We start from the raw sequence: 24,714 nt of genomic DNA, 5'->3' as shown, positions 1-24,714 counted from the left end.
TATTGAATCAGCAAAGCAACATGCAAAGGATTAAGCTGCTTAGAGATAGATTCATCATATATTGGATGCATATTAGCGGGTATTTCATCTCCATTTACTTCAATACTAAAAAGAGGTGAGTATAAACTCTCATCAGATCGGAGAGTCATTCCACTTAAACTTCCATCCATGAACACACTGTCACAATTTCTTCAGACCAGCACAATCCTCGCCGCCATGTGTGAAGTAACCTTCTTCACGCATGGCGAGGTTGCTTTTTGCTCCTTTACTGTATCGAGATCCTCTTAAAAACCAGCAAGTACAAGTCATTAACCATGCCGTTTAAATGAAGCACAGAACCGTCCCCATGTTTCCTACTTGTCTTTTTTGTCTTTTTTTGATTTTTCTGTTGTGTCACCGATGACCGTGATGTTCGGTGTTGCTGGTGTTTCCATACCGTTGCCTAGGAAAAAGCTTGGGTGCGGCGGTTGATTGTAAGCTACATTTTGCCATGCTATAGCCACACGGTATTGAGCGTCATGCATGAGCGTGTGAATTTTATGCTCTGTCTTTTCTGGTGTTAAAAAGACACGTAATGCTTGATTATCGTCTGTTCTCCAAATGGCTTCCTCACGCCAATCACCAAGGAGGTCTGCCTGTAAATTTGGTGTTCCTTTTGTTGAATTATTTGAAAGTGTTCCTTCTGCTGTTAGAAGATTTACTAATTGCCCGTTTTCATAATCCCACTTATCGATGGTACCAACACCTTGATTTGTATCGGCATTCCAAGTGTGATCAAGAAGTTCACGGCTCAAATCTCCATCCCACCAGATCGCAAAGTTTGCGCTCGGGATCGAAGCAGAAATCCTTTCACCATTTGCAGCATGTAAATTGCCTGTTCGACTATTCCATGCACCTGAAATGGCCCAAGACTCTGAACCTTCATAACGAGGGTCAATATCTGCTGTTAGTCCGCGTCCGGTATCTTCACCAGTTTTTTCACCCCAAATAATTTCTCCGGTTTTTGCATCGCGCATATCATACCCATATTCGGCGCCCTTGTTCTCTTGAACAGCAAAGATCTCTAGACCATCACGGCTCGGAATCAAGTCACCTACATGTAAGGCATCACCATGCCCAAGTCCTGTACTGTACAAACCAGAACCATCATCATCCACGACCATTTGACCGTAAACGACTTCATCTTTTTGATCGCCATCCACGTCAGCGATGCTTAAGGAATGATAGCCTTGGCCAGCATATTCATTGTTTCCTTCATCATTTGTATCGAATCTCCATTGCTTATCAAGCTTCCCACCTGTAAAGTCATAGGCCGCTACGACAATACGCGTATACGCGCCACGGGCCATGATGATACTTGGTGTTTCACCATCCAAATAGGCTACTCCCGCCATAAAACGATCGACACGGTTACCGTAGTTGTCTCCCCAAGCAGATACATCACCTCTTGGTGGGTCATACTCTACTGTGTCCACAGCTGCACCTGTTTCACCGTTAAATACGGTTAGAAATTCATCACCCTGCAAAATGTAACCACTCGTATAACGGTGATCCGCTTCTGCACGGCCAATCACATTTCCTTGACCATCAATGGTACCGTCAGCTGTTTTAGTAACAAGCTCAGATTTACCATCACCATCAAAGTCATACACTAAAAACTGTGTATAGTGTGCACCAGCCCGGATGTTTTTACCTAGGTCAATTCTCCAAAGTTGCGTTCCATCTAATTTATACGCATCAAGATAGACATTTCCCGTATATCCTGATTGGGAGCTATCCTTAGAATTAGAAGGGTCCCATTTAACAATAACCTCGTACTCACCATCTCCATCCAAATCACCAACACTCATATCATTTGCATTGTATGAATAAGGGTCGCCAAGTGGTGTTTCACCGGGCTCCGGCTGATTTAATGGAATATCAAAGTGATTATTTTCCAAAACCTTTGTCTCAATTGCTTCTCCTTTTTTACCACCAACTACGCGAATCTCATACACAGAATCTTCCGTTCCTTCTGTATCCAGATAGTTCGTACTTTCTGTAATTGGTTTTTTTGAAAGACGTTTGCCATCACGGTACACAGCAAATTTGATATCAGCTGGATCTGTACCAAGCATTCTCCAACTAACAAGCACACCTTCATCCGTTTTAACCGCAACCGGTGCACGAGTTAATAATTCCATTTGTTTTTCCAAAATAGTATCTCCAGGAGTTTCGAGGATCTCTGATTTCTCAGATATTCCCCCAACGTTCACTGTCGCTACTTGATAGAAGTATGGAATCGTTGTTAGAACTGTTTCATCTGTAAACGTTGGCTCCTTTGCCTGTCCAACGAGTGTATATGTTCCATCTGCTTCTTCTGCACGATAGATATTATATAATCCCGCACCCTCTACAGCATCCCACTTAAAGGTAAGGTCGTTCTTATTTACCTCACCGATCTCAAGATTCACAGGGGCTTCAGGTTTAGGTTGTGAAGCATCGACCATTTCAACCGTTAGTGGTAACGACGGCACGGTTTCTACACCAAGTTTATCAACAGCTGTAATCGTATATTCATAGGATAAACCTACGTCAACACTTGAATCGGTATAGCCAGCTTCTACCGAACTATCAATCAGTTCCACTTCCGTAGACTCTGAGGTTTTACGATAGATATTATACGATGCAGCAGCATCCGTTCCTTTCCAAGCAAGAGTTACCGACGGATTATCAGTATCTAATGATTGGTTTGTGACTTCTACTTCTGATGGAGCCAATAGAATCGGCGTTAGCTCAAGACCATTGACAATCCCTGTTGAGCCAGTGAAATGAAAATTCATTTGTCCATCGGTAATCGCCACCTCTGGAATCACTCGCTCGACCGAACTTTTACTCGGAGCATTGACAGCACCATAGTTTTGTTCCTCAATAGCCAAGTCTGTACGGGCACTTCCAAGAAAATCACCCACATGCATTTTCACTGCATACAGACCGTTCGGAACATCCACGTTAAAGCGCCAGCCAACACTGAAATACCCAAGCCAGTCGCGGAGAAGATCGCCGCCTTCGCCTCGGTCACGACCAATCATACCAGCACTATCAACAATTCCGTACCCTGTTTCTTCCGTATAAATCGTTGATAAATTAACATCGGTATAACCTTCAGCGACAGGGGTTCCCGCTAAACCAAAATCATACTTAAGCGTGGCTTCCCGAGTTGTTATTTGTGCGATCTCGGATTGTTCGGATTCCCCTTTCACATTAACTGCTGTGACAACAACATCATACGCCATTCCTTCTTCCATCCCAGTTAAACTGAGACGTGGAATCGTTGAAGTCCCAACCATTTGAAATTCACTATCTGTCGAGAGCTTACGATAGATACGATAAATCGACGCACTTTCGACGTCATCCCATGTCAGCAAAGCGCCCGCATTACTAACGCTCGAAACAACGAGATTCACTGGTACGGATGGAACATTGTCAGGAATATCGATTTCCGCTACGTAATTGGCGAGCGGCGTATTCAGTTCTGAAATTCCTCCAGAGAGAAGTCTTGCAATTTGAATTGCACCATATTCTTGAAAATGGGTATCATCCGCTTTCCCTTGTGGATAGGCTGGATAAACACCGGCATCTACGTGTAAAAAGACAGAACGCGTGCCCTCAAGACCAATTTCATCGTAATATTCGCGGCTCAATGTGTTTAAGTCCACGAGTAATACGTCTAAATCTGCTGCTACTTCTTCCATTCCTTGTTTATATTCAGGAAAACTGACATTAAACTTTCCTGTTTCTGCATTAAAGCTTCGACGTCCAACCGGTGTCACTAAAATAGGAATACCACCACGTTGGCGAATGCCTGTGACGTAAGTTTCTAAATAAACTTTATAGTCCTCGACGCTTGTATAACGTTCCGGGACACTAGCTGTTGCATCATTATGACCGAATTGAATAAGTAAATAATCATTTGGTTTGATCTCACGTAATATCTCATCCAAACGCCCTTCCGTATAGAACGTTTTTGAACTACGACCACCAATCGCATGGTTATCAACGGTGACATCTGTAGTGAAATAACGTGATAACATCTGCCCCCAACCTGCTTGAGGCTTCCAATACGGGTCGAATGTTTGCGCCGTAGAATCACTCGCTACATACACCGTCGGATGCTCAGCTGATGTACGCGCCGGCAACGCTGTAATCTGTAATCCATTTATCTTTGGATTCGCTCCTGTTAACTCAATCGTCAATTGCCCGTCAATCACTGCAATTTCAAAATCCCTTTCGGCAAATTCCCCCGCGCTTACTGAGGTATTTTGTACTTTTTGAATCGATTCTGCCTTCAAGCCAAACTCAGTCGCCTCTTCATCCCCTGAAACAACGGAAACGGCATAATCACCATTTGGAAGGTCGACTTGAAAAGATGTCTCGGAAAAGGAAACAAAATCACTTTTCAAAGCGTCCGTCCCTTCACGGCTTGTTGCACTAACATTTGCTGTCTCACTAAATCCAAAACCCGCTTCCGCATTATACAAACTTGTTTCTGTAACTTGGATAGATCCATCCGCTACGGCACTGTCAGACGTTCCAAAATCAAAACTCTTTTGCAAAAGCGCATCTTCCGCTCCGACATCTACTGCAGTGAATGGAAAACTGGATATGGTTATTATCGTTGCTAAAAATAGTGCAATACTTTTCTTGACACGCTTCTTTTCCTTTGCCAATTTTTTCACCTTCACTTCTATTAGACTAGTTGTACACTCTGTCTACTCATGGTGAGGGCTTTCTTAAAACCTATTTCGCTAATGGCAAAACGTTTGAGATACCTCGTTATGATTCTCTATTAACCTCCTTTTTTGATAATTCTAATTAATGAAAGCCCTTACATAAAGACTAGCATACGGTTCTGGATGTTTTAATATAAAAAATGTTAAAAATGTATTAGAAAACAACGATTGGTAAATGTTGAATCTATTGTACTATTAATGGGATTAATGAATGATTGACTACATGACACTGGGTAATATACATGCATTTTTTAATGATAGCGGAAGTAGGGTTTTACTGCATTTTTAAGATGGAAGTGGTTTTAGAACGTGTACTTTTTCTTAAAGCCTTTTTTGGGAGGAGGCAGAGCTATTACAGGTTTGATAGGTTTAATAGTTATAAAGTCAGGTCTATTAACTGAGTCTATGGACCTTGTTTTATCTCAGAGGTGTTATGCCTCGTACTTGGTAAATCCGAAGCACAAGTTGCCTTATCGTTAGCATCCGATGAGTCAAGCTTTGTAAATGGTACAGTACTAAACAGCAGATGCCGATTGGACTGCAACCATTTTAATAATTATTACTAACTTTACGTCTCGAAAATAAACATAATAAATCAGCCCAGTATAAATCAACAAGGGCTAGGTACCACAATATCCAAATATGTTTACTCGTATAGATGTACCCTGTTTCCTAATAACTACAGTAGAGTGAATTAGGGCCAGGAACTACAATTAGTCAATGTAGTTCCTGGCCCTTTGATAACAAGATCCGAACCAATATCTCTCACTTTCCTGAAAAAAAGGTTACTACTTCCTCCGCCGTTGGTAAAGCACTAATCGCACCATTTTTCGTTGTGACCATTGCTGCTACGGAGTTTGCAAAGGTCCCCATAGTAACTAATTCTTCTGCTGTTAAGTCTGAAAGTTCTTTATCCATTAATGAAAATTGATATAAGAATGCGCCAATAAAAGAATCTCCTGCTCCCGTCGTATCAATCGACTGAACATCAAATCCTGGCACACTTATTTCCTTTTCATCTATAAAAAACGTCACACCTTCTTTACCTTTTGTTAGAATTAATAACTTGATAGGTTTAGACAGTAGACGGTTAATTCCTTCTTCTTCTGTATCTTTTCCTGTAATGAAGCTTAGTTCGTCATCGCTGACTTTCAAAACATCCGCATCAGGAATAAATTCTTGAATCGTTTGAGCATATAATGCTTGATCATCCCAAAGGTTTTTTCTTACATTGGGATCAAAAACTACTAATCCGCCTTTTTCCTTTACCTTTTTGATTGCTTCGATATGCGCATATTTTACTTCACTTTCAATCAAACTAACAGAGCAAAAGTGTAAGATATCATTGTCTGTAAAGGTAATCTTTTTTATATAGTCACTTTCTAAAAGCATATCAGCACTAGGTTTCCGGTAAAAAGCAAATTCCCGTTCGCCACCCTGTTTTAACGCAACAAAAGCTAATGCCGTGTTGGCTTTATTCGTGTGCAACATGTGGGTAACATCTACTTTATTTTCAGCTAACACTTTTTTTAAGTAGTAGCCAAACATATCTTCTCCAACTTGACCAATAAAAGCACTCTTTCCTCCCAGTTTTGCAATAGTAGCTGCAACATTAGCAGGTGCGCCTCCAGGTGCTTTTTTAAAACTGTCGACCTCACTCATAGAAACGCCTACTTCGTGAGGAATAAAATCGATTAGAGCCTCTCCAATTGTATATACTTTTTTCATCATTAAACCTCTATATCCCATTTATCTAGACGAACAATCTCTACTTCGCCTTCAGCGGTAATTTTTATATTATCCGCCTTTTTTGTTGGATATATCGTAGAAGTTAACGTGTATTTTCCATGATTTGCAAACACTTCTATCGATGCCCAATCTAGGAAAATTTCTAAATCGATTTTATTATTTTCTGGCTTACAATAAACGGAGCGTTTATACACATGTTCCTCTTCATTACCCACAAGGTCGATACCACTGTTTATCCGATTTAGTTCTAGAATACTTGTTTCACAATCGTAGCTTAACAGTGTTCTCTCATCCTGATTGGAACGAACTTCTAGCTCGAATCTTTTCCCAGCTTTTACATCTAATACTAATTCGATAGCACTAACTTCAGCTGATAACTCCTGAAACTCTTTTGTTTCATCTGATAGTTTAATAGTGTCGTAACTTTGTTTATTGGTATAGTGATTTTTGATTTCTGAAACTGGTCTTTGATAGACATGATTGTTTTTTATAAAAAGTTCCCTTGGTAACGTCATCGAACCAGCCCAGCCATGTTGCTTAGTCTCCGTTGGAATGTTTCTTCCCCACATTTGCATCCAGGAAATCATGATTCTTCTATTTTTGTCATCTTTAATCGTTTGTGGAGCATAGAAATCTAGACCATAATCCAATTCTTCAACTGTTTCTTTATAAAAAACACCTTTTCCCCAATCCATTTCTCCAATAATAGCGAGAACGGAGTGTGTATTTAGGAATTTGTTTTCTTTTTTCGGTAATCCGTCGACTGAGAACAGTAGAACATCCTTGCCATCTAATTCGAATATATCGGGGCACTCCCACATCGGACCTTCATCTATTTCTCCTTTAAACATGACAGAAACAAACTCCCAATCTAGTAAATCATTCGATTTATATAGAAGAATTTGTCCTCCACCATCTTCTTTTTTAGAAGCTATTAAAGAATAATAGAAATCACCCTTCTTAACTACTTTCGGGTCCCTGAAGTCCTGTGGTTTTGCATTTTCCGGCAAATCAGCTTCAGTTATAACCGGGTTTTGTTCCACTTTCTCAAAATTAATGCCATCTGAGGAAACAGCTATACATTGTACTTGTCTAATACCTTCTTCTGTCTCCCCCTCAATATGCCCAGTGTACATTAAATAGAGTTTTCCATCTTTTTCGATAGCGGTTCCAGAAAAACAACCATCTTTGTCATAAGATTGATCTGGAGCAAGTGCAACTGGGACATTTTCCCATTTAACTAAATCTTTACTTTTTGAATGCCCCCAATGCATGGGTCCCCATACCGCTTTATACGGATAGTATTGATAAAACAAATGATATTCACCTTTATAATAAATAAAACCATTTGGATCATTAATCCACCCAATCGGTGCCATGACATGATAATCATTTCTATAGTCAGCTATTATACGCTCTTTATTTTCTTCAATATAAGTATTCGCTTGTTTTAGTGTGAACATTGTTATCCCCCTGTAATAATTCTCTCTACTTAATACCCGTTCCAGATCCACCGAGTCCCTGGAGTATATACTTCTGAGCAAGTATATATACGATAATCAGTGGTATCGTTGAAATCGTAAGGATTGCCATTACCTGATTGGTATAAACAGGCTGGGTTGTATTTATATTTGTAATAGCCACTTGGAGTGGAAACTTGTCTGTATCTGTTAATACCATTAATGGCCATAAATAATCATTCCAACTTGCGATAAAGGATAGTATTCCAACAGTAGCAACTGCAGGTTTGGACATCGGTAATACAATTTTCCAAAAGACAATCCAATTATTTGCCCCATCTAATTTGACGGATTCTATAATTTCATCTGGCACCGCCTTAAAAAAGTTACTAAACAGGTAGATGAAAAACATGTTCCCAATCATCGGCAAAACAACCGCTAATCGTGTATTAAGAATTCCTAACGTGTGTGCCACAGTAAACTGAGTAATAATAATTGTTTCCACTGGTACAATTAACAACACTAGTAATACACCGAATAACAACTTCTTCCCTCTAAATTCAAATTTAGCAAAAGCAAACCCTGCCATCGCATTTACCACAATAGAACCGACAGTGATTGTTACCGCATAGATAATACTGTTGATTACATATTGGGGAATATCAAATCTCGAAAATAATTCTTTATATGTTAGAAACCATTGAGAAACATCAAGTGAAGGAAGCAAAGATTGCACGCTGCCCATATCAAGATAAATCTCAGCTTCCGGCTTCATGGAAGAAACGATCATCCATAACAAAGGAAAGATAAATATACATGCTAACAAAATCAGAAAAAAGTATTCGATTGATTTCTTAAGTTTCTTGTTCATTAGATGTCATCCTCCTTCGTTAACCTACTTTGTAGCAGTGTTACAATACCAATTATTATTCCAAAAATAACGGTCATCGCACTCGAGTATCCAATCATTCGATCCGAGAATCCCGATTGATAAATATAATAGACCGGTGTCATTGTAGAATTCATTGGTCCACCCTGTGTCATAACCATTGGTTGAATGATTAATTTAAATGCAGAGATCAATGTCGTAATCATAATTAGAACAGAAGTGGGCTTTAACAAAGGCAATGTAATATAAAAAAAGTTCTGCCATTTGTTAACACCATCAATTTTCCCTGCTTCATAAACTGTAGATGGAATATTTTGAAGACCCGCTAGAAAAATTAACATTTGATAGCCTGCACCCTGCCAAGCGGAAACAAACACAATTGTCAACATTGCTTGCTTTGGACTGCTTAAAAATGGCTGAGCTTCAATTCCGATATTTGCTAGTAAACTATTAATCAAACCTTCTGATGGGTTTAATAGATATAACCACAGTACGGATATAACAACTAATGACAAAACTACTGGAGAAAAATAGGCTACCTTGAAAAAAATATTTCCTTTTCTTGGTTTATTAATTAATAACGCTAGTCCTAAAGCTGCTCCTACTTGAATTGGTATGACGAAAGCAACAAATAGGACAATGTTTTTTAAACTTTGAATAAAAATTGGGTCTTTAAAGATTTCAATGAAATTTTGCAATCCAACAAATTGACGCTGATCTGGTGTTAATAAATAATAATCCGTAAAAGCATAATAAATGGCCATTAAAGCAGGTATAACTAGGAAGGTTCCTAATAATATTAGTGCAGGTGCTAAAAACGAATATGCTGCCAAAGTCTCCCTTTTATTAGTATTCATCAGTCAAAACTCCTTTTAAAGATTCCGACTTGGATACATCCAAGTCGGAATAACCTATCTTATTTCAACGCTTTTTCCATTTGACCGGTCTTATCATCTAACAATTCCTGTACATCACTATTTTCTTCATAGTAAGCGGCATCGCTAACTGCCTGTTGGAAAACTCTACTTACTTGCGGATAGTTAGGTAAAACTGGTCTAGCATGTGCCGATTTTTGGTTCTGTTGAATTAAGACATTCATTTGAGGCGAAACTTTATCTTGCACTTCTTCAACAACTGAATGAGCTGCCGGAAGAACACTATTCGCTAAAGTAACTTCCGTTAAAGACTCTGTAGAAGTCATGAAATCAATCAGTGCACCAGCAGCTTCTTGTTTTTCCGATGAAGAAGCCATCGCATATTGCCAGCTGCCTGATGGAGAAACTAATTCGTTTGTATCCGGAGATGTCGGGTATGGCATAACACCATATTCCACATCGGGATAGTCTTCCATTTCAGCAATTGTCCATGAACCACCGAACTTCATTGGGTACTCACCAGTATGGAACCCTTTTTCAACTGGAGTAATTGTCGTGTATCCCTCTTTAACCATCTCCTGTATAAAACTAAAAGCTTTTACTGAATTTTCATCATTAAAATGACCTTCCGCTGTCGATCCATCTTCAGACACTAAGTTTCCACCTTGTGACCATAAGAATGGTGAGAATGCATACATTAACCATTCACTTTTATCATCAAAAGCCATATCAATTGCAGCAGTATCGTAAGTATTAACTAACGTTTCACTTAGCTCCATAAATTGATTCCAATCCCATGGTTGATCCACTGTTGGTAACGTAGATAAATCAATACCTGCATCTTCTAGCATTTGTTTATTATAGAAAATTCCAACACCAGATTCTGAATACCCAACTGCATATAATTGATCATCATAGGTTCCTTGTTGAATAATACTTGGTAATAAGTCATCTTTATTTGTTATATAATCACCAATTGGTGCAATCATTCCGGCCTCTGCATATGCCGCAGTATTAGGTCCATCCAAAGTTATAACATCTGGTAATGTATCTGTTGTTAAAGCGGCATTAATTTTATCTTCGTATCCGCCTCCAGCTCCACTCCTCGGAATAAACTCAATCTTAGCGGAGTATGTTCCTTCATTCTCTTCATTAAATCGATCAATAGTACTTTGCATTGCTTCCCCTTCTGGCGTTTCATCTGAAGTGTGGACCCAAATTGATACTTCATTTTCACTAGCACTTGATGATTCATTTTCACCACCACAAGCTGTAAAGACAATTGCCATCATAATTAAAATGATTAATAACATAACTTTTTTCATTTCTAATTACCTCCCCTTATAATGAATGTAAACGCCTACAACGAAATTATATGTCATTCGGTTTCACATGTCAACCGGATGACATATAATTTCAAAAAAATTTAAATCTTTTTGAAATTATCAAATATTGGACCACCCTACTGTTAGGTTGTCTCGCCTTCTATCAATCTAACAGGTAGGATCGTTTCCATTTGACTGTCTCCTTCTTCATTTATTTCTTTAATTAAGATTTCAATAGTTTTTTCAGCAATCTCTCTTATTGGTTGTTGGATAGTACTTAATTCAGGTAGTAGTAATCTAGTTGTCTCTGTCCCGTCATATCCAATAACTTTAAAATCAGAAGGTATGTTTCTTTTCCTAATTTTTGCTTCTCTCATGACTGCTGAGGCAATCAGATCATCACTGGCAAAAATACTATCTACTTGTGGATTTTCATCGAATAATTGCTTAATAACTGCTTGATTATTTCCTTCTGTTTCATAGGTAATAGGAGTCAATTGATTGTCCCTCATAACATCCTCATATGCCTTTCTTCTTAAATTAGCAGGAGTCTCTAATAAAATCGGACCATTAATATGAATGATATTTTCACAACCCTTATTAATTAATAACTGTGTGGCTTGTCTTCCACCATCATAATTGTCACTTGAAACAACAGGAATATTCCCCGATAAATAACGATCAACCCCAACAACTGGGAGAGTAGGTATATCGTATTCCTTTACTCCTCGATTATGAGCACCAGCTATGATTCCGTCCACTTGATTTCTCTGAAGCATCCTCAAATAACTTCTCTCTTTATCTTCTTGCCCTTGACTATTACACAACAAAATCTTATATCCTAAAGATGCTGCGATATTCTCTATATGAAAAATAAGCTGTCCATAAAAAGGATTCGTTGTAGTAGGAAAAATAACACCAATTAAGAATGTTTTCTTTATAAACAACGACCTTGCAACATCATTAGGAAAATAATTAAGTTGTTTCATCGCTTCTTCAACTTTTTTTCGAGTCTTTTCTCCTATATAACCTCGATTATTCAAAACTCTAGAAACAGTTGTTGGTGAAACACCAGCAACTTTTGCAACATCTGAAATTTTCGGCTTCACATTAAACTTCTCCTATCTGCTGTTTTTCAAAATATGTAACGGTTACATTTTACTAAGTCGATGCTAATCTTACCATATTTTCAATTAAAAGTGGTAACCATAACAAAAGACACCTATAGTAAAGGTGCCTGAGTTCGTATTCTTAAAAAGGCCCGGTACCGCAAATGGACATTTTCCACGAACGAACGGTACCTCATCTGTTCTTGGACTTAAATTAGCCTGTTCAATGTTTAACGATTATCAGGTACAACGTGTGCTAAAGATTCCTAAACAATCGCACCTCGATTTTGTTTTTCTATTGCATAGTATTGTTGAACTGTGCAGTAAAAGATCTTGTTAAAAATGACAACTCTTATTTCACTAAAGAATGAGCAAGTTGAATAATCCTTCAAAAAGTCACTTAACCTTTTGCTTCAGTTCTTTCATTTGTTTTTGTTCCCTTCACTTAACCCTACCTATTGAAATGCCTGTTTGTTTTATAGATGAGCTGTGGATGCTCTCTCATTTCATGCAACATATTATAAACGTCATTTCGATCATTTCCTCGCGATACCCTGGAGCATCAAACTTCGTTATAAATTTATGACCTAAAGCGACTGTGCATCTCCAATAATGGCGGATTACCCTTGTCCCATCTACTTTATTTTTACTATAGCTACATGATTCATTGAGTTTCCACATTCCCCACAATAAAACAGTTTAAAAAAGCGGCTAGATGCAGGTATTTCTTTTTACTACTTCTCCCATTTTCTCGATGTTTCATCTCCTGTTGCACCTTCTCTAACACTTCCGGTTTAATAATAGGTGGATGATGATCCTCAATTATATATTGGGGTAGTTCCCCTTGTTTCTAACCTGCTTTTTAGAAAGATAATCTTTCGAATAAGTCTTTTGATACTTTATTCTTCCGCTTACAGTTTCACTACGTAAAAGGGAATCCACCGTATTCGCGCTCCACTCTTCAAGGCCTCGAGGACTTATCCGGAGTGACAGGCACCATAACCAACTCTATCCTTCACTAAAAACACAATACTTTTTATCGGTCTTTAACCTTGAAAAATCACCACACTGTCACAATCTCTTCAGACCAATAAAACTCCATGCGTGAAGCGCTCTTCTTCACGCATGGCAGTTTTGCACTTTTCATTTACCGCTCCGATAACCTCATAATAACCGGCGATTACAACCATCACCCTAGCCATATAAATGAAGCAGAGAACCGTCCCCATGCTTCCTCTCAGTAATGGTAATCCCACATTATATGCCATTCTCCTTCTTCTTTTACTGCATATACATTTTGTAGGATTGAAAATTTCCCAAATTGACTTTGATAGGTTTTAGTAACGGGAATCTGGTAAACATTTGATAAAGGTTGATGATCATCTGACATTTGCCACTCTTTGATCTTCTTTGAGCTTCCGATAGTAAGATCATACGTATCAACGTCAAAGTGGTCCACAAAGATGTGCGCACGTTGGTCGATGTATTTACTTCTAGAAAAACGTTTTTTCATGTGAGGATGAAATAATTCATAAGAGTTCCAAAATTCCTGTTTTTGTTCATATTCATAAAACTCTTTAACGACTTTTTCTTCTGGACTGGACGAAATAAACGTGATGAGCAAAAGGATAATTAGAAGAACTGCACTGCCTGCAATCAGTATTGGTGTCGTTTGCTGACGTTGTCGTCCACGGGATTTCAAAAAAGACCCTCCTCAAAACAAAAAAGTAAAATAAACATTTATTATTCTTCTCAAAGGCGTCACTCTCAGCTAGTCTGTTAGGCGAAAATTTTCCTAACAGGTTATTAAACTTCGGAGGCTTCTTTCAGCCACTCACTCATCCTCATTTGTGAGTGGTTGTGCTTTGTACTAATTTATGTGAAAGGTGGTTGTTCTACTACTCAGAAGTTATCTCGGAAATGAGCTAAGGGAAATTCACCTGGTACCTAATTCACTTGTTGGAATTAAACCAACCTTTGGCTTAGTTAACAGTCAATGGGAAGGAGGGAACCATTCTCACACTTCACTAGATGAGATTACAGCCACCCTGTATCAAAACTATTCGAAAGCTAATAACCCAAATAAGGTAACTACCTATTCCCCTTGAACATGACCCATGCGTGAAGTGCTCTTCTTCACGCATGGCGCGCTAATATTTGTTACTTTATCGGTAAAGTTTTCAAAACCTGCTGGTATCACACTAATACTAAAGCCCTGAAAATGAAGCAGAGAACCGTCCCCTATGTATCCCCCATGTATCCTCCCCCTTTTTTCTTATCCATCTGTACTTGTTATGTGAAAGAGAAAATAACAGAAATGGTGGGATGATCAGAATGAAAGAATTGAATCGTTTAGTATTAAGAGAAGATGGATTGACGGATGAAGAGCTTGATCTTGCAAGAAAGCACATTAGGGAATTGTATACGTTTATTGAGGAAGAAAATAAGCGGCGCGAGGAACCAAATTCTGATCCAGATGGATGGTTTACCGTAAGGGTAAATGATGAGACTCAAGAAGAGGAACTGAAAAATAGGCTACCTTCCATGTTTCGAAATGATATCACCTTGCTCTTGAAAGCTGGGTGGTTAGAAGAGAGTTACAATCCACTAGTGAATTGGGAGAGCCTGAAGCAATACAGAGTCGATCTCGCTAAAATCGATAAAGACGCGGAGGAGTTTTGTCGATACTTATTTATAGTGGCGATTATTTGAAGAAGCATTTATAAAATCAGCATCATTCACAATAAAATAATACTTTAATCTTGCCCTCCTGGACTGATTACCATCGAATGGACCATCATGTTCAAATTCCTTTTGAGCGGGGGTCAAGCACCATGTTTTATACAAAACTGCCATGCGTGAAGCGCTCCTCTTCATGCACGACAGTTTTGTTATTTTTTCTTCAACTGTAAAATCCAGCGATTACCACTACTATCCAAGCCGCGCAAATGAAGCAGAGAACCGTCCCCTGCTTCACTTTAGACCTTTAGCGAGCCACGGAAACCTCTTGCACCATAGTAGGATTCTGCTCCATTGTGGTACATAAAGACAGTGTCATAGCGACGATCACAAAAGATGGCCCCGCCAAGTTTTCTAATTTTAGCAGGTGTTAGCACCCAGCTCGAAGTTTTCATATCAAAATTTCCAAGTTTCTGCAGCTCCCGGTAGTCTTCTTCCGTTAATAGTTCAATGCCCATGGCAGTTGCCATATCCATAGCGTTATTTTCCGGTTTAAATTTTTTCCTAGACTCCAGCGCTTCACGGTCGTAACAAACACTTCTGCGACCTTTAGGACTTTCCGCGGAACAATCATAAAATATGTATTCACCCGTCTTTTGATCATGGCCAACAACATCTGGTTCCCCGTCAGTAGCTTCCATTTCATGAAGCGACCACAGTTTTTCCGTATTAGCTTCGAGCTTAGCTTGTACGTTAGCCCATTCAAGACCATTATGTCGGTTCATGTTTTTCGCAAAACGGGCTTCCAAAGTTCTAAGTAGTTCTTCACGTTGTTCCTGTGACAACTCCTTATTGCTCTTTGTCATAATATTTCCCCCTTGGTTTTATCACAATGTAACTAACTATTGATTTTCTGCTAGTTGCTTAATTACCTTTTTTGATTCAGATGCAAATTCTACCGAGGCATCATAATATTTTTGACCATCTTTTAGAAGTGAAAAATCACCAATTTCAATTTTTAATAATGTACTGCCATTTTGGTCTTCTAGCTGATATAAATATGCCACATCACCTTCATTCGGTTTTACTTCCCAATTCGACAAGTATAAGGCAATCTTTAATTCCTTCATTTCTTCTGCTTTTATGACTGTTGTAACAGTCTGTCCACCGTTAGGATTTTCCCAAACCACTTTACTTCCCTTAGTCATATTTTCACTAGGATAGTTTTCTGGAAGTTCGTCCCACTGTGCAACATACTTTGGATTAATAAGAACCTCCCATACTTTTGAAGCCGTTGCCTCTATGAGAACTTCTTCTTTTACAATCAATTTCTTGGTCATTATATCTACCTCCTAGTAAATATTCTTGTTTAGCTGAATGCCCCTAGGACACTATGTCAATGGAGCTACCGCTTCAGCAACTCTAGATCTTTTGTAAGCACCCGATAAGGAACAAGTAAAAAAGTTAGTTTTCCATGTTATTTTAGAAGATTTAGTTGCCAAGAAACTCCGAAACGATCATTTAGCCAACCGAACTTTTTGCTGAAACCATAGTCATCTAATGGCATAAGTGCCTGTCCACCTTCATTTAGCTTCTGATAAAGTTGTTCAATTTCCTCTTCCGTATCACAAGTAATATAAATGGAGAACGAAGGTGTAAAGGAGAACTCATGTGTCACATTACTGTCTATGCACATAAATTCTTGCCCTTTTATCGTAAAAGTAGCTTGCATTACAGTACCTTCGTCTCCTGATTCATTAGCTCCATATCTAACTATGTTTGTAATTTCTGAATCCTCCATTAGTGATGTATAAAACTCCATTGCTTCTTCTGCTTTACCTTCTTGAAACATTAAGAATGGCATTACCTTTCCCATTAAAAATCCACTCCTTTCTTTATCTATTCTCTTAAGTATATTTTCTTTAAACACTTGCATTAACTCAATAGTCCCGTTCAAAACAGCGGCTATCACCATTACTCAAGCTGTGTAAATGAAGCACAGAACCGTCCCTATGTTTCCTTTTTTTGACGATACAGATCTATTGATTTATATCCTTGTGATAGGATATCTACCATTTGTGCTTGGCGTTTATCTCGGGTTTTTTGTTGCTTAGCAGAAAATATATAACGAGCCCAATCCCTTTGGTAACCTGGTGTTAGTTCCTGATAAAACTTTTGTTCATTTGGATAATCGGTTAATAGTTTTTCTATATCTTTTACATGATCCTCATAATCGGCTACACACTGACTTGCAGCGGAAGTCTTTTTCACTTTCTTCTTTTCACGCTTCAATCCAACGACAGTAAAGACATCATCCATACTCACCATCCGCGAGAACTTCACATCGCTATTTTCCACATATCCGCCTTCGCCTACGTTCATTGCCCGAAAAATATCATCTCTGTGAATGAACGTATCATACCGTTTGTTTCCTTTTTTCGGATAGGCAAAAAATACGTATCCTTTTTCAAGTAATTGTTCCTCATCGATAACCTTATGAGTATAATTCACCATCTCATCCATCGTTTCGACAAAAATGAAAATAGCATCATGGTCTCCAGATAGTGTTGTCTTATATCCGTTAAACAAATCATAATCGCTTGGTTGATGAAGCACGGTCAGATCTTTATATTTACTCAGGTTTAATTTATCAATAATTGTCATTTGGTCAAATCTCCTTCAACCGCATTGTTTCTAATAGGTTCAGTTTAACCCTTATCTGTAATCCCAAACTAGTAATCACTTCTCTAAATAGCTTTTTAACGCATCCAAGTCTTTTGCACAAGCTTTTTTAAAAGTCCCCACCATCATTTTTCCAAATAATTTCTTTAAGCCCGTGAGTCCCCTAATCTCACCATCTAAAGTAACTTCCGAATGATCACCTGTCGATGCGATGATGTATGTAAACACAAATTCACCTTTGCCCGTTGTTCCTTTTGTTCCATCGCAGCGTAGGACAATTTTATCTGGTTCATGAAGTTCCACAACTTCAAAATGTTCAGAAGCCTCTTTTCCAAACATTTTTCTTGTTTCCATCCACTGACTTCCCACCTGCAACGACCCCTCACCCAACCGCTCGATTCTTACTAAGCCATGCATCCAGTACTTAGCGGAATCAAGATCAAGCAACCCTGTGTAAGCCTTTTCTTTTGATACCTTGAAGGTTCTCTTCACTTCAAAACGAATACTCAAGCGAACTCCCCCCTTATAAACCTTTTTCTAAAAGTATAGCATACTCAAGGTTCGTTATTTTTGGATTTACAATGGTTAAATATTCGAGATATCAAATTAAGGATGTGGTTACCTGGCTAAATGCTAACAAATACAAACCTGGCCATGCGTGAAGTGTTCTTCTTCACGCATGGCCAGGTTGCTACGTATTCCATTACTCCACCGATAACCGCTTAAAAAAACAGCGGCTATCGGCCATTACTTAAGCTGTGTAAATGATGCACAGAACCGTCCCTATGCTTCCATGCTTCTATCGTTTATTTTTGAAATCTAGCTGGTGAAAATGATCCGGAACTATTATTTTGATTGTTTTTTAAATCTGCTGGACTGATTCCTTCATCATCCAGGATCAGCTTTCGATTAAGATTATCTCTTAATGGATAAGGTGTCTCCGTAACAGATTCTGCTTTTCCATCAAAGAATCTAATAAATGAACCTTTTGGTGACGAATCTACTTCGTCCCACTTAGGAAGACTTTCTCCGTTTGGATTACCATTTTTCACAAAATTTGCATAGTAAGAAGACATAATGTCTCCCATAGTGTAATCGGCAGGTGTCCATTCTCTCTGCCCTTCTACATCTCTCATTGAATTAAAGAAATACCATAAATCAGAAGAATGGTAGGAACCATAGAATTCTGAATTTCTTCCTGGTGGTGCGTGGTTAAAGTAATAATTATATATGTTGGTGTCTTCATTATGAACTTTAGCATATAACGTCGAAACCATGTATCTTTGGAAGCGCATATCGCTTTGTGAGCGTAAAAATAAGTCATAAGCTTCTACAGGATCTGATGGTTTATATGACTTCACATAACTTTTCCCGTAGGTTTCCCCCATTGTTTGGTCAAAATCTTCCAGTGACATAGTAGATGGACCACTCACCAGTGATGTTCTCTCATCGGAAGTACCTCCGATCATGATATCCACGCCATCTAAAGCCCCATCTTTCATAAGGTCAATGGATTCTTCTGTAAATACATAACCATCCAGCACAGTTCCACGTGTATTTAATGCATTAAATAACGTTTCGCTGCCATCCGCGGTTTTAGTGTTCATAAAATATTCAGCTGGTAAAGCTCTTAATTCTTCCAATGTCATTTCTTTACCGAAAGCTTCTGTAATCATCTCTTTATCGGCAGCCTCTTTCTCTGCCAAAGATGGAAAACCAATAGGCATGAATCCTTGAGTACCGCTTTGTATAATCGCCTTATTGAACAATCCTTCAGCTAAAGGTGTTCTTAGAAGTTGAGTAACGTTTCTAGCGCCTGCAGATTGACCCGCAATAGTAACTTCTTCAGGATTTCCTCCAAAGCCATCGATATGTTGATTTACCCATTTCAAAGACTTTACTAAGTCTAGGATTGCATAGTTACCAGATACGCCATGTTCACTTTCCTCTGACAATTCTGATAGTGCCAAGAAGCCGAACATACTCAATCGATATTGTACCTCAACAACGATAACTTCTTTTTCAGCTAGTTTTGAGGCATAAAACTCCATTTCAGAAGCATGTCCATGATCATTTCCCCCACCGTGTATCCATACAAGTACTGGAAGGTTGTCGTTAACGGTGTTTGCAGGAGTGTACACGTTTAAATTCAACCCATTTTCACTCGCATCGGGTGAAAAGGAATCATCAAAATAAAACTCATCGCCCCAGAAGGTTCCGACAGGGTTGATAGTCACATCTTGCATAGATTGGTCACCCCAAGTATCAGCCAACTTTACACCCTCCCAAGGTTCAACTGGTTGGGGCTCTTTCCAACGATTCTCACCTGCTGTGGAACCAGCAAAAGGGATTCCCTTAAACAACTGCACACCATCCACATCAGTGCCTACCCCTTTTACCAATCCACCTTCCACAGAGACGATATCAACAGGTTCTCCACTTTCAGCTTTTACTGCTCCTTCAAAAGGTGACAGCATAACCGAAAAGGTTAGGATACAGGTTACGCATATGCCTACTACTCTATTAAGCCTCATTTTTTTCCTCCTTCATCTTAATAGTTATTTTGATTTTGAAGCCATCCATTCCATGATAGTTGCTTCAACACCGTCAACTGTTGCAGTAGCTTCATTATTATATAAATAGATCCAAGACCAGTGACCATTATACTGATATGGTGTTCCATCATCATTTGTATATAAACCTGATGTATCACGTACATCATCAAATAATGAGAAATGAACGTTGTCTGCACCAGCTTCAATCATACGATCATAGGTTAATAGAGAGTAATCTTGTGGTGGTAAAGTAGGATCATTTTTAGCGTGAACAAACCAAGTTGGAGTTTGAATCATATGTTGAATATCTTGGTCTGTAATAAGATAATCGAATAAACCTTCACAAACCGGGAATGCAGCAGCAAAGTATTCAGGATAATCACGGATCATCAACATAGTAAGATATCCACCGTTTGAAGCTCCACCAATATAGATCCTATTTGGATCAATATCCGGATTGTTCGCTACATGGTCTTGAATTAAAGAGAACACTGCTTCCTCATAGATAGAAGTTCCATCTTTATAGTAAGTTTCACCATCCATCCATCTAGTATTAGATTGAGGTGCTAATACATAAGCTCCTCCATAAATATCTTGAACGGAATCTGATGCAAAAGCGGCTGCTTTATTTGCGGAAAGTGGAATTGTTGGATCTGTACCACCTTCACCACCTCCATGCAACCAAATAATTAACGGATTTTTCTTCTTATCTTTTGCTGGAGTAAAGTCTGCATATGGTAACGTTATATCACCGTAAGTTGCCTCGCCCGTTGAGAAATCATCAACAAGCTCTCTTGTCTCTCCTGTGAACTTGTCAATAACTAGTTTTTGGAGAGTCCCCTTTTTTCCGGGATTTACAACGATGTCTTCCTTTTGTGTAATCGTATATTCATAATCCACCCAATCGTTGAATCGGTTATAATAATTCAGTGCTGATCCTAATGAATCGGTAGGGGCAATCTCTAATTCTAGTACCGCATATTTGTTCCTTCCTTTATCAATAGGGTTTCCATCTTTGTCAGCAACATATGCTTCTGTAACGTTACGATAACCTTCTTCTATCAAAGGATTATCCATTCGCTCATCACTTCTTGATACATGTACTTTAAAAGTATCTTCAGTCACAGAACCTGCAGGAATAGGTTTACCTAAATCTACGATTACTTTTGTAACCACTGCACCCCAGTCTTCAATTTCTATCACTGTACGATAAGTTGGAGTTTTTTCTGAGACTCCACTTGCAGTTACACTCAAACTAAAAGAAAACATGAAAGCAACAACTAAAAGAAATGGCATAAAAAATGTAACATTTTTTTGCACGATACATACCTCCTCAGTATTTTAATCAACTAAATACCTTTTCGAGTTCTGGAAACACAGCGGCATAAGTTTTTCTAATAGATCATCCCCTCTCACATTAAAAAGGAAACGCTTTCAAAGATTAGTGTAGCACGTTAGTTAGTAGAAAAAGAGTGGTATTAATAGCACTTTTTTAACTATTATCTGTATTTTTATAATATTCAGAATAATATAAAGTAACCTCTGAAACAAAGGGACTAGGAGCAAATTCTATCTCCTAGGACTTGGTGCCCTGTTTGCCTGAAATGATAGAATGACTACATTAAATATAGTAAGAGACTTTGGAAAACGAATCAAAAGTCTCTTTCATTGTTTATTATGTTGAGTGATTTGTTAACAAATCACTCAACATCCTATAGATCAAAGTATTGAGCAGCTATCACATCATTCCGCCAGGACGGCACTTTGATAAACCTTGTAAATGAAGCAGAGAACCGTCCCTATGCTTCCGATCGGTCAAACACTTTCAGCTTTAGAAAGTGGGTATGAATTACTTTTATTAGTACTTAAAATTATGGTTGCTATGATCATCGATACCATAACAAATCCAATTAAGCTCCAATAAAACGGTGAAGGAATAATTAGAAAGATTGCTCCAACTAGGAAAAGCACTCTTCTAACAAAACCAATTGTTTTAATGCACCAACCTGTGACAGCAACAGATAAACTTAAGCATCCTATTAATGCTGTAGCTACAGAGAAGCTTACTTCACTTAAAGATCCATTTAACAATAACACATCATTATAAGCAAAGATAAACGGAATAATAAACCCAGCAGAGGCAAGTTTCACGGATTCAATTCCCGTCTCCCAAACATTGGAGCCCGCTATTCCTGCTGCTCCAAATACCGACAAGGCAACTGGTGGCGTGATGGTCGAAAGAGCCCCAAAATATAGAATGAACAAGTGAGCCGCTATTAGTGGAATACCCATGTTCACAAGTGCCGGAGCAACCAATACAGCAAGAATTAAATACGCTGCTGAAGTAGGTAATCCCATACCTAATATGATACTTGTAAGCATCGTTAACACTAATGCATATAGTAAGTTTCCTCCAGCTACTGCTTCTAAAATTCCACTGATTTTAATACCTAATCCTGTTAATTGAATAACACCCATAATAACTCCAGCTAGTAAACACGCGGCAGCAATAGGCATAATACCAGTAGCCGCATCTCGCAATGCAGAGATGATATTCGGTAGCTTCATATTTTTACGGTCTTTAATGAAGCCAATGATGAAAGCCAAGATAATAGAGAAGAAAGCCGATCTTTGTGGACTAAATCCTTGTACTAATAAAATAACTAGGATAAATAAAGGTAGCAAATATAACCAGCCCGCAAATAATGTTTTTCTAAAACTAGGTAATTCACTTTTCTGTAATCCCTTGAAATTGTTCTTCTTTGCAATTAAGTAAACACAACTCGAAAGTGTAACAAAATACAGGATAGCAGGAATTAATGCAGCTTTTAGAATATCGGTATATGGCATTCCTGTAATTTCAGCCATTAAAAATGCAACAGCGCCCATAACAGGAGGCATAATTTGCCCCCCATTTGATGCAACTGCTTCAACTGCACCTGCAAATTTGGGTTTAAATCCTACTTTTTTCATTAGCGGAATCGTAAATGTTCCTGTGGTCACAACATTTGCGGCACCGCTTCCATTTACTGTTCCCATCAACATACTAGAAAGAATAGCTGCTTGAGCCGGTCCACCTGAAACTTTACCTGCAACTGAATAAGCCAAATCAACAAAGAAAGTCCCGGCACCTGTTAATTTCAAAACTGCACCAAACAGCAAGAATAAAAAGATAAACTGTGCTGACACTAGAATGATTTGGCCATATAATCCGTCACTTCCGGTATACAAGTATGGTGCGATTCTAGTCATAGAGAAATTTGCTGTTTGTAACATCCCAGGAAAGTAACTTCCAAACAAAGCATACAGAAGAAAAGCTAGACAGAATAAAGGGAGAATAAGTCCAACTGTTCTTCGCCCCGCTTCAAGTCCGATAAGAATTGCCAAAATTCCTAACAGTACCTCTAAATCAGTATAGGCCCCCGCTCTCATAACTAGTTCTTTTTGAACAGTAATTAAATAGTATGAAATATACCAACTAATCAAAATTAAAGAAACGTCAATATATTTTGAATACCTGAATTTTAATGGTTTAACTAAGAATATAACACTTGCAACTAACGCCCAGTGCACGGCTGATTGAAAGTACCCAGGTAAAATACCAAAGGATGCCGTATATAAATGAAATATAGCCAATGAAATTGCTAGAAATAAAATACACCTTTCTACTGTGAAAAATGTATTACCCTTTAAGTCTGTGCTTTTCTCCATATTCCTTCCCCCTTTCTGTTGTTACTTATCTAATTTAATGATCGCTTCTACTACGTCCCCGTAATCTTTAGGCTCTTCAAAATTAAAGTGTTCATTTAATTTCATTTCTGCAATGTAACTCAGTTTTGCTTTCGTAGCATGTGACATTAAAGCATTTACATCGGATTCTTCCAAAGTTTTGATGACATCATCCATTTCTGCCACTCTTCTTTCCGCATGTAAAGCAGTTCTAGTCAACAAATTTTTTGCAGTAATTGTCAAATGCTTTCCTGTTAGCGTGTTATTTAGAGATTCCATGATAAAATTGTCAACGTTATATTTTTTACTAATTACCAAACTTTCGATCAATAGGGTTGTAAGCCCTTTCATAAATGTGCTGCGAGCAACTTTAATTGCTGATGCACTGCCAGCTTCGTCACTTATTTTTAAAACATCCATCCCGTATTTCTTACTAATCTCGATAAATTCATCTGCTCCACTTCCACTTACTAAAATAGGAACCTTGTGCTGAAAGGTGGGGATAGATTCCACAACTGCAGCATCAACAAATTTACATCGATCCTGAGTAATTTCTTCAATTTCTTTTTGTACCATCGGTGACGTTGCATTCATGTCGACATAAATCATACTATTTGTTAAAAATTCAGCAGCCTCTTTTGCTATTTTTATTGCGTATTTAGCACTTGTTGCACAAATAACCACATCACTATTTTTAATAAGGTTCTCTAGTGATTTGTCTAAAGTGATGCCCAACTCTTCAACTCTATTTTTAATAACGAATCCCAAGGATGGATGGTCTACATTGATATCAAATGCACGAATATCTTTGATTCCTTCGGTCAGGAGACCCCTAGTTATATGATAGGCCGCTTCCCCGAAGCCAATAAACCCTATTTTCATGCTAATTC

At 38.4% G+C, this 24,714-nt stretch carries 21 protein-coding genes; 1 reads left to right on the top strand and 20 read right to left on the bottom strand.

The annotated features are described in order from the left end of the window. Positions 1–353: 353 nt before the first annotated feature. The 10 genes from CEF18_RS27050 to CEF18_RS20910 all read right to left on the bottom strand — a co-directional run bounded on the left by CEF18_RS27050 (position 354) and on the right by CEF18_RS20910 (position 13,881). Complete coding sequence (locus tag CEF18_RS27050; RefSeq protein WP_190238710.1) at positions 354–4,709, bottom strand: rhamnogalacturonan lyase family protein; 4,356 nt, start codon at positions 4,707–4,709, stop codon at positions 354–356. 828 nt (positions 4,710–5,537) lie between these two features. Beyond that, the gene (locus tag CEF18_RS20945; RefSeq protein WP_110938439.1) at positions 5,538–6,500 is read right to left on the bottom strand and encodes a carbohydrate kinase family protein; all 963 of its coding nucleotides are present in this window, start codon (positions 6,498–6,500) and stop codon (positions 5,538–5,540) included. A 2-nt stretch (positions 6,501–6,502) separates the two neighbouring features. Continuing rightward, on the bottom strand, positions 6,503–7,984 hold the full coding sequence (locus CEF18_RS20940) for a glycoside hydrolase family 32 protein (RefSeq protein ID WP_110938438.1): 1,482 nt from the start codon (positions 7,982–7,984) through the stop codon (positions 6,503–6,505). A 25-nt stretch (positions 7,985–8,009) separates the two neighbouring features. Next, complete coding sequence (locus CEF18_RS20935) at positions 8,010–8,852, bottom strand: carbohydrate ABC transporter permease (protein WP_110938437.1); 843 nt, start codon at positions 8,850–8,852, stop codon at positions 8,010–8,012. After that, positions 8,852–9,727 (bottom strand): carbohydrate ABC transporter permease, encoded by an 876-nt coding sequence (locus tag CEF18_RS20930; RefSeq protein ID WP_110938436.1) that lies wholly within the window; start codon positions 9,725–9,727, stop codon positions 8,852–8,854. Before CEF18_RS20930 ends, CEF18_RS20935 begins: the two co-directional genes overlap by 1 nt. Before the next feature lie 59 nt (positions 9,728–9,786). Then, a complete protein-coding gene (locus tag CEF18_RS20925; protein WP_110938435.1) occupies positions 9,787–11,070 on the bottom strand; it encodes an ABC transporter substrate-binding protein in 1,284 nt (427 codons plus the stop codon). Positions 11,071–11,213: 143 nt separating this feature from the next. Further along, a complete protein-coding gene (locus CEF18_RS20920; RefSeq protein WP_110938434.1) occupies positions 11,214–12,179 on the bottom strand; it encodes a LacI family DNA-binding transcriptional regulator in 966 nt (321 codons plus the stop codon). A gap of 664 nt (positions 12,180–12,843) precedes the next feature. Next, a complete protein-coding gene (locus CEF18_RS27295) occupies positions 12,844–13,002 on the bottom strand; it encodes a hypothetical protein (protein WP_407690438.1) in 159 nt (52 codons plus the stop codon). Then, on the bottom strand, positions 13,002–13,160 hold the full coding sequence (locus CEF18_RS27290) for a recombinase family protein (protein ID WP_223292446.1): 159 nt from the start codon (positions 13,158–13,160) through the stop codon (positions 13,002–13,004). The genes CEF18_RS27295 and CEF18_RS27290 overlap by 1 nt, the downstream gene beginning before the upstream one ends. A gap of 256 nt (positions 13,161–13,416) precedes the next feature. Continuing rightward, entirely contained in the window at positions 13,417–13,881 is a 465-nt protein-coding gene (locus CEF18_RS20910) for a hypothetical protein (RefSeq protein ID WP_110938432.1), read from the bottom strand. Between the two features lie 632 nt (positions 13,882–14,513). Between CEF18_RS20910 and CEF18_RS20905 the strand changes: the two genes are divergently transcribed. Then, positions 14,514–14,891, top strand: coding sequence for a hypothetical protein (locus tag CEF18_RS20905; RefSeq protein WP_110938431.1), 378 nt, complete (start codon positions 14,514–14,516; stop codon positions 14,889–14,891). On the opposite strand, the gene CEF18_RS26145 is transcribed toward CEF18_RS20905, so the two are convergent. The 10 genes from CEF18_RS26145 to CEF18_RS20860 all read right to left on the bottom strand — a co-directional run bounded on the left by CEF18_RS26145 (position 14,868) and on the right by CEF18_RS20860 (position 24,706). Then, a complete protein-coding gene (locus CEF18_RS26145) occupies positions 14,868–15,035 on the bottom strand; it encodes a hypothetical protein (protein ID WP_183040966.1) in 168 nt (55 codons plus the stop codon). The two genes, CEF18_RS20905 and CEF18_RS26145, sit on opposite strands and share 24 nt — an antisense overlap. Before the next feature lie 122 nt (positions 15,036–15,157). Further along, complete coding sequence (locus CEF18_RS20900; protein ID WP_110938430.1) at positions 15,158–15,724, bottom strand: DUF4256 domain-containing protein; 567 nt, start codon at positions 15,722–15,724, stop codon at positions 15,158–15,160. 36 nt (positions 15,725–15,760) lie between these two features. Beyond that, entirely contained in the window at positions 15,761–16,198 is a 438-nt protein-coding gene (locus CEF18_RS20895; RefSeq protein ID WP_110938429.1) for an SRPBCC family protein, read from the bottom strand. A 137-nt stretch (positions 16,199–16,335) separates the two neighbouring features. Next, entirely contained in the window at positions 16,336–16,734 is a 399-nt protein-coding gene (locus tag CEF18_RS20890) for a VOC family protein (protein WP_110938428.1), read from the bottom strand. Positions 16,735–16,868: 134 nt separating this feature from the next. Beyond that, entirely contained in the window at positions 16,869–17,522 is a 654-nt protein-coding gene (locus CEF18_RS20885) for a YdeI/OmpD-associated family protein (RefSeq protein WP_110938427.1), read from the bottom strand. 75 nt (positions 17,523–17,597) lie between these two features. Continuing rightward, on the bottom strand, positions 17,598–18,050 hold the full coding sequence (locus CEF18_RS20880) for an SRPBCC family protein (protein WP_110938426.1): 453 nt from the start codon (positions 18,048–18,050) through the stop codon (positions 17,598–17,600). Between the two features lie 296 nt (positions 18,051–18,346). Next, positions 18,347–20,074 (bottom strand): carboxylesterase/lipase family protein, encoded by a 1,728-nt coding sequence (locus CEF18_RS20875; protein ID WP_110938425.1) that lies wholly within the window; start codon positions 20,072–20,074, stop codon positions 18,347–18,349. 24 nt (positions 20,075–20,098) lie between these two features. Then, positions 20,099–21,391, bottom strand: a complete 1,293-nt coding sequence (locus CEF18_RS20870) for a prolyl oligopeptidase family serine peptidase (RefSeq protein ID WP_110938837.1) — start codon at positions 21,389–21,391, stop codon at positions 20,099–20,101. A 519-nt stretch (positions 21,392–21,910) separates the two neighbouring features. Continuing rightward, the gene (locus CEF18_RS20865; protein ID WP_110938424.1) at positions 21,911–23,806 is read right to left on the bottom strand and encodes a TRAP transporter permease; all 1,896 of its coding nucleotides are present in this window, start codon (positions 23,804–23,806) and stop codon (positions 21,911–21,913) included. Between the two features lie 21 nt (positions 23,807–23,827). Continuing rightward, positions 23,828–24,706 carry an NAD(P)-dependent oxidoreductase gene (locus CEF18_RS20860; RefSeq protein WP_110938423.1) on the bottom strand — a complete coding sequence of 293 codons (879 nt, stop codon included), beginning with the start codon at positions 24,704–24,706 and terminating at the stop codon, positions 23,828–23,830. Positions 24,707–24,714: the final 8 nt, after the last annotated feature.

This window comes from Salipaludibacillus neizhouensis, assembly GCF_002886185.1.
Lineage (GTDB): Bacteria > Bacillota > Bacilli > Bacillales > Salisediminibacteriaceae > Salipaludibacillus > Salipaludibacillus neizhouensis.
Note: the sequence above shows the minus strand (reverse complement) of the source record. Positions and strands in the feature narration are given on the sequence as shown.